The following is a 1212-nucleotide window of genomic DNA, read 5'->3' as shown; positions in this document are numbered from 1 at the left end:
AACCCTCTCCCGGCGGGAGAGGGGGCATAGCGGCCAGTGCTGTTGGTCATGTTATAACTTAGATATTAACCACTACCCGCTCCCACACCAATTCGGCGATATGCTTTACCTGCGGTCCGCTCCCTCGGCGCCGGAAGGTGCCTTCCAGATTCATGAGGCAACCGCAGTCCTGGCCCACCAGCAGGGGGGCACCGGTAGCGGCGACGGCGGCGGTCTTGTCCGCGGCCATGGCGGCGGAGAGCTGCGGCTCCTTGACCGCGAAGGTCCCGCCGAAGCCGCAGCACTCGTCGGCATGGTCGGGCTCCAGGACGCGGACGTTGGCGAGGCGGTCGAGCAGCTCCCGGGCCGCATCCGCAACGCCCAGCTCGCGGTGCGCCGAACAGGAGTTATGCAGGACCACAGCCAGCGGCGGTCCCGGAGCCACGGGTCTGAGATCCAGGACCCGCACCAGAAACTCGGTAAACTCATAGACCCGACCGGCCAGGGCCTGGGCGCGGGCCTCATCAGGGGTGCCGGCAAAGAGCCGCGGGTAGTGCACGCGGAACATGCCCGCGCAGGAGGCAGAGGGGACCACCACCGGGATGTCCGCAGGCAAGGCGTCGAGCTGGGCGGCCGCCACCACGCGGGCCTGATCCCGGTAACCGGAATTGTAGGCCGGCTGACCGCAACAGGTCTGACCCTGGGGGTAGCGGACCCGGATGCCCGCCCGCGCAAGCAGCCGCATGGCGGACAGGCCCGCCTGTGGATAGAGCAGATCGATCAGACAGGTCCCGAAGAAGTAGACCGCGTCGGGCTTGCGCATGGCCGGATTATAATCCGGTGCGATCCGGGTTGCTCGTACCCGATCACCGCCTCGGGCGGCAAGACTGCGCGGCCCTGCCTTCCGAACCAGGGTGGCCCACCGGCAATTCTGGAGTGCGGCGGCGACTCCGGATCTGGGTAGTGGTTAAGGTTAAGGCTCTTTATGGATTCCGGACTGCTAACGATCATCGAAGGGATCTCCCGGACGTTTTGGAGTGCGGCGGCCACTTCACCCCGATGCTTACCGGAACCTACAGCGCTAGGCATAAGCCGGGGGTCGGCAAGTGGCACGATCCTGCCGCCGCTTTGGATTTGGCAAGGTATCCGTCCTCAGCAAAGGTGTTGCGGCCAGGGGAAAGCGCCGTCGCCGCGGCGCGGGTGGAACCGAAGGGCCCGGATTCCCGGCCAACG

Annotated in this window: 1 protein-coding gene; it reads right to left on the bottom strand. The window is 66.4% G+C overall.

Features of this window, described 5'->3' with window-relative positions; genetic code table 11:
• Nucleotides 1–58 precede the first annotated feature (58 nt).
• Entirely contained in the window at nucleotides 59–802 is a 744-nt protein-coding gene (locus BQ17_RS03750; RefSeq protein ID WP_089724416.1) for a (Fe-S)-binding protein, read from the bottom strand.
• Nucleotides 803–1212 lie beyond the last annotated feature (410 nt).

Origin of the sequence: Candidatus Thiosymbion oneisti (assembly GCF_900092655.1) — a bacterium.
Lineage (GTDB): Bacteria > Pseudomonadota > Gammaproteobacteria > Chromatiales > Chromatiaceae > Thiosymbion > Thiosymbion oneisti.
Note: the sequence above shows the minus strand (reverse complement) of the source record. Positions and strands in the feature narration are given on the sequence as shown.

Excerpts from the sequence above, each read along its gene's own strand:
- BQ17_RS03750 (WP_089724416.1), bottom strand. The coding sequence starts at position 802 with ATGCGCAAGCCCGACGCGGTCTACTTCTTCGGGACCTGTCTGATCGAT.